The sequence below is a fragment of the Trebonia sp. genome (assembly GCF_049794275.1).
Taxonomy (GTDB): domain Bacteria; phylum Actinomycetota; class Actinomycetes; order Streptosporangiales; family Streptosporangiaceae; genus Trebonia.
Genome location: NZ_JBARCR010000683.1, coordinates 1 through 4,602 on the forward strand (window position 1 = coordinate 1; position 4,602 = coordinate 4,602).

Sequence of the window (4,602 nt, forward strand, 5' to 3'; positions counted from 1 at the left end):
GCTCACGGCCACCGGCTCCGGCGCGCGCGCCGGCCGCCCGGAGTGCGGCCTGCTGAGCCTCACGGCCCGCCCTCGTCGGGGCGGCGTCACCCTTGTAGATCCAGACCTTGACGCCGATCCGGCCGAAGGTCGTCCGCGCCTCGTAGAACCCGTAGTCGATGTCGGCGCGCAGCGTGTGCAGCGGCACCCGGCCCTCGCGGTAGAACTCCGACCGCGACATCTCGGCACCGCCGAGGCGGCCGGAGCACTGCACCCGGATGCCCTTGGCGCCGCCCTTCATCGCGCTCTGCATCGCTTTGCGCATCGCACGACGGAAGGAGACACGGCTGGACAACTGCTCGGCCACGCCCTGCGCCACCAGCTGAGCGTCCACCTCGGGGTTCTTCACCTCGAGGATGTTCAGCTGGATCTGCTTGCCGGTGAGCTTCTCCAGGTCGCCGCGGATCCGGTCAGCCTCCGCACCGCGGCGGCCGATGACGATGCCAGGCCGTGCGGTGTGGATGTCCACCCGGACCCGGTCGGTGGTCCGCTCGATCTCCACCTTGGAGATGCCGGCCCGCTCCATGCCGCGCTGCAGCATGCGCCGGATGGCCACGTCTTCCTGGACGTAGTCCTTGTACTTCTTCTCCGCGTACCAGCGGCTCTTGAAGTCGGTAGTGATACCCAGGCGGAACCCGTGCGGGTTAACCTTCTGTCCCACTAGTGGTTCCCTCCCTCGCTGTCGTCGGAGACGATGACCGTGATGTGGCTCGTCCGCTTGTTGATCCGGTAACCGCGGCCCTGCGCGCGCGGCCGGAAGCGCTTCAGCGTCGGCCCCTCGTCGACCCAAGCCCGCCGCACCCAGAGCATGCCCCGGTCGCGGCCGCCGCCGTGGTCCGCGTTGGCGATCGCGCTGGCGAGTACCTTGCCTACCGGGTCGCTGGCGCCCTGCGGGGAGAACTGCAAAACCGCCTGCGCTTCCTCGGCGGGCAGCCCGCGGATCAGGTCCACCACGCGGCGGGCCTTCCGTGGCGTGACGCGTACGTACCGCGCCTTAGCCCTGGCTTCCATCGTGCGTTCCCTCTCAGGCTTATCGCCGGCTACGCCGGTCGTCCTTGACATGGCTGCGGAATGTCCGCGTGGGCGCAAACTCGCCGAGCTTGTGCCCCACCATCGATTCCGTGATGAACACGGGGATGTGCTTGCGGCCGTCGTGCACCGCGATCGTGTGCCCGAGCATCGCCGGGACGATCATGGAGCGCCGGGACCACGTCTTGATTACGGTCTTGGTGCCCTTGTCGTTCTGCGTGTCCACCTTCTTCATCAGGTGGTCGTCGACGAAGGGCCCCTTCTTAAGGCTACGAGGCATGAACGCTTGCTCCTACCGCTTGTTCTTGCCGCGGCCACGGCGGCGGGTGATCAGCCGGTCACTGGGCTTGTGCGCCCGCCGGGTGCGGCCCTCGGGCTTGCCCCACGGGCTCACTGGGTGGCGGCCGCCAGAGCTCTTGCCCTCGCCGCCGCCGAGCGGGTGGTCGACCGGGTTCATGGCCACGCCACGCACCGACGGCCGCTTGCCCTTCCAGCGGTTACGGCCGGCCTTGCCGAGCTTGATATTCCCCTGCTCGGCGTTGCCGACCTCACCGACGGTCGCGCGGCACTCCACGCTGACCCGCCGGATCTCGCCGGACGGCATGCGCAGCTGCGCGTAGCCGGCCTCCTTGGCGAGGAGCTGGACGCCGGCCCCGGCCGACCGCGCGATCTTCGCGCCGCCGCCCGGACGGAGTTCGATGGCGTGCACGACCGTGCCGGTCGGGATCGACCGCAGCGGCAGCGCGTTGCCCGGCTTGATGTCGGCGCCAGGCCCGTTCTCGACCCGGTCGCCCTGGTGCAGGCCCTGCGGCGCCAGGATGTAGCGCTTCTCGCCGTCCACGTAGTGCAGCAGCGCGATGCGCGCGGTCCGGTTCGGGTCGTACTCGATGTGCGCGACCTTGGCCGGGACGCCGTCCTTGTCGTGCCGGCGGAAGTCGATCAGCCGGTAGGCACGCTTGTGGCCGCCGCCCTGGTGCCGGACGGTGACCCGCCCATGCACGTTCCGGCCGCCCTTGCTGTGCAGCGGGCGAACCAGCGACTTCTCCGGCTCGCTCCGGGTGATCTCGGAGAAGTCGGAGCCGCTGGCGCCGCGCCGGCCAGGGGTGGTCGGCTTGTACTTACGGATTGCCACCTGCTTCTCCTTAACTAACCGGTCCGCCGAAGATGTCGATCCGGTCACCCTCGACCAGGGTCACGATCGCCCGCTTGGTGTCCGCGCGCTTGCCCCAGCCCTGCCGGGTCCGCCTGCGCTTGCCCTGCCGGTTCAGCGTGTTCACGCCGGTCACCCGGACCCGGAACACTTCCTCGACCGCCTGCCGGATCTGCGTCTTGTTGGCGTGCGGCGCGACGATGAACGTGTACTTGCCCTCGTCGAGAAGGCCGTAGCTCTTCTCCGACACCACCGGGCGCAGCAGGATGTCGCGGGGGTTGTAGATCCTGCTCACTTCTCGCCCCTTTCCACGAACGTGCGCAGCGCGGCCTCGGTAAAGACCACGTAGTCGCTGACGAGCACGTCGTAGGTGTTGAGCTGGTCCTCGGCGAGCAGGTGCACGGCGGGGACGTTGCGCAGCGACTTCCAGGTGAGCTCGTCGTCGCTCTGAACGACAACGAGGATGTTCCTGGAGGCGCCGTCGGTGACCTGGGCCAGCACGGCGAGCGCGTCCTTCGTCCGCGGCATGTCGCCCTCGACGAAGTTCGTCACCACGAAGATCCGGTCGCTGGCCGCCCGGTCGGACAGCGCGCCGCGCAGTGCGGCCGCCTTCATCTTCTTCGGCGTCCGCTGGCTGTAGTCCCGCGGCTGCGGGCCATGGGCGACGCCACCGCCGGTGAACTGCGGCGCCCGGGTCGAGCCCTGCCGGGCCCGGCCGGTGCCCTTCTGCCGGTACGGCTTCCTGCCGCCGCCGCTGACCATGCCGCGAGTCTTCGTCGCGGCCGTGCCCTGCCGGGCGGCCGCACGCTGCGCGACCACGACCTGGTGCATCAGCGGCACATTGATCTTCGCCGCGAAGATGGCGTCGGGCAGTTCGACGGTGGTGGTCTCGTCGCTCGCAGGCGAGACGACGTTGACGCTAGTCATCAGGTCCCCTCTCGCACCGCGGAGCGCACCATGACAAGCCCGCCGCGCGGACCGGGCACCGCGCCCTTGATCAGCAGCAGGTTCTTGTCACTGTCCACGGCGTGTACGGTCAGGCTCTGCACGGTGGTCCGCTCGGCGCCCATCCGGCCCGCCATCCGCACGCCCTTGAAGACCCGGCCAGGCGTGGCGCACGCGCCGATCGATCCTGGCGAGCGGTGCTTGCGCTGGGTGCCATGTGAGGCCGACAGGCCTTTGAAGCCATGCCGCTTCATGACGCCGGCGGTGCCCTTGCCCTTGGACTTGCCGGTCACGTCGACTCGCTGGCCAGCCTCGAACAGCCCGGCGGTGAGCTCCTGGCCCAGCGTGTACTCGGACGCGTTCTCTGTGCGGATCTCCGCGATGTACCGGCGTGGCGTCACCCCGGCCTTCTCGAACAGGCCGGCCACCGGCTTGGTGACCTTGCGGGGGTTGATCTCCCCGAACCCGATCTGGACAGCGGAGTACTTGTCCTTGTCCGGCGTGCGGACGGCCGTGACCACGCACGGGCCAGCCTGCACCACCGTGACAGGTACCACCTGTCCGGTTTCGTCGAAGACCTGGGTCATGCCAAGCTTGGTGCCCAGGATCCCTGTCATTGCCATGATCAGTGAGTCCTCAGAGCTTGATCTCGATATAGACGCCAGCCGGAAGGTCGAGCCGCATCAGCGAGTCGACAGTCTTCGGCGTCGGGTCGATGATGTCGATAAGCCGCTTGTGTGTCCGCATCTCGAAGTGCTCGCGCGAGTCCTTGTACTTGTGCGGGGAGCGGATGACGCAGTACACGTTCTTCTCGGTAGGCAGCGGCACGGGACCGGCGACGCGCGCGCCGGTACGGGTCACCGTGTCGACGATCTTCCGCGCCGAACTGTCGATGATCTCGTGGTCATATGCCTTGAGCCGGATGCGGATCTTCTGTCCCGCCATTATGGCCTCGGTTCCTTACTTCCTCTAAGCCGCTGTTTACGTCCTACTGGGGTGACACATGTTGCGGCGGCCGGACCAGAGCGGCCCGGCCGCCGCAACACGGCCTACTGCATAATCTTGGTGACCCGGCCGGCGCCGACGGTACGGCCGCCTTCCCGGATCGCGAACCGCAGTCCCTCTTCCATGGCGATCGGCTGGATGAGCACCACCACCATGTCGGTGCGGTCACCCGGCATTACCATCTCCGTGCCCTCGGGCAGGTTCACCACGCCGGTTACGTCCGTGGTGCGGAAGTAGAACTGAGGCCGGTAGTTGTTGAAGAACGGCGTGTGCCGGCCGCCCTCGTCCTTGGACAGGATGTAGACCTGGCCCTCGAACTCGGTGTGCGGGGTGTTGGTGCCCGGCTTGATGACGACCTGGCCGCGCTCCACCTCCTCGCGCTTGATGCCGCGGAGCAGCAGGCCTACGTTGTCGCCCGCCTGCCCGTCATCGAG

8 protein-coding genes and 1 pseudogene are annotated in these 4,602 nt (G+C 68.3%); all 9 read right to left on the reverse strand.

Annotated features, from left to right (window positions below; genetic code table 11):
- The coding region (gene rpsC, locus WA805_RS18255; RefSeq protein WP_425242930.1) for a 30S ribosomal protein S3 at positions 1 to 700 on the reverse strand (700 nt) is incomplete at its 3' end.
- Entirely contained in the window at positions 700 to 1,050 is a 351-nt protein-coding gene (gene rplV, locus WA805_RS18260) for a 50S ribosomal protein L22 (RefSeq protein WP_422275717.1), read from the reverse strand. The genes rpsC and rplV, both read right to left, overlap by 1 nt.
- Positions 1,051 to 1,069: 19 nt before the next feature.
- The gene (rpsS, locus tag WA805_RS18265; protein WP_422275719.1) at positions 1,070 to 1,348 is read right to left on the reverse strand and encodes a 30S ribosomal protein S19; all 279 of its coding nucleotides are present in this window, start codon (positions 1,346 to 1,348) and stop codon (positions 1,070 to 1,072) included.
- Positions 1,349 to 1,360: 12 nt separating this feature from the next.
- Positions 1,361 to 2,200, reverse strand: a complete 840-nt coding sequence (gene rplB, locus WA805_RS18270; RefSeq protein ID WP_422287022.1) for a 50S ribosomal protein L2 — start codon at positions 2,198 to 2,200, stop codon at positions 1,361 to 1,363.
- Positions 2,201 to 2,210: 10 nt separating this feature from the next.
- On the reverse strand, positions 2,211 to 2,513 hold the full coding sequence (rplW, locus tag WA805_RS18275) for a 50S ribosomal protein L23 (RefSeq protein WP_326885187.1): 303 nt from the start codon (positions 2,511 to 2,513) through the stop codon (positions 2,211 to 2,213).
- Positions 2,510 to 3,145 carry a 50S ribosomal protein L4 gene (rplD, locus tag WA805_RS18280; protein WP_422275724.1) on the reverse strand — a complete coding sequence of 212 codons (636 nt, stop codon included), beginning with the start codon at positions 3,143 to 3,145 and terminating at the stop codon, positions 2,510 to 2,512. Before rplD ends, rplW begins: the two co-directional genes overlap by 4 nt.
- A complete protein-coding gene (gene rplC, locus WA805_RS18285; protein ID WP_422275726.1) occupies positions 3,145 to 3,786 on the reverse strand; it encodes a 50S ribosomal protein L3 in 642 nt (213 codons plus the stop codon). Before rplC ends, rplD begins: the two co-directional genes overlap by 1 nt.
- Positions 3,787 to 3,799: 13 nt before the next feature.
- Positions 3,800 to 4,108 carry a 30S ribosomal protein S10 gene (gene rpsJ, locus WA805_RS18290; protein WP_422275728.1) on the reverse strand — a complete coding sequence of 103 codons (309 nt, stop codon included), beginning with the start codon at positions 4,106 to 4,108 and terminating at the stop codon, positions 3,800 to 3,802.
- A gap of 104 nt (positions 4,109 to 4,212) precedes the next feature.
- A pseudogene (locus tag WA805_RS18295) lies at positions 4,213 to 4,602 on the reverse strand (elongation factor Tu); the annotation flags it as partial.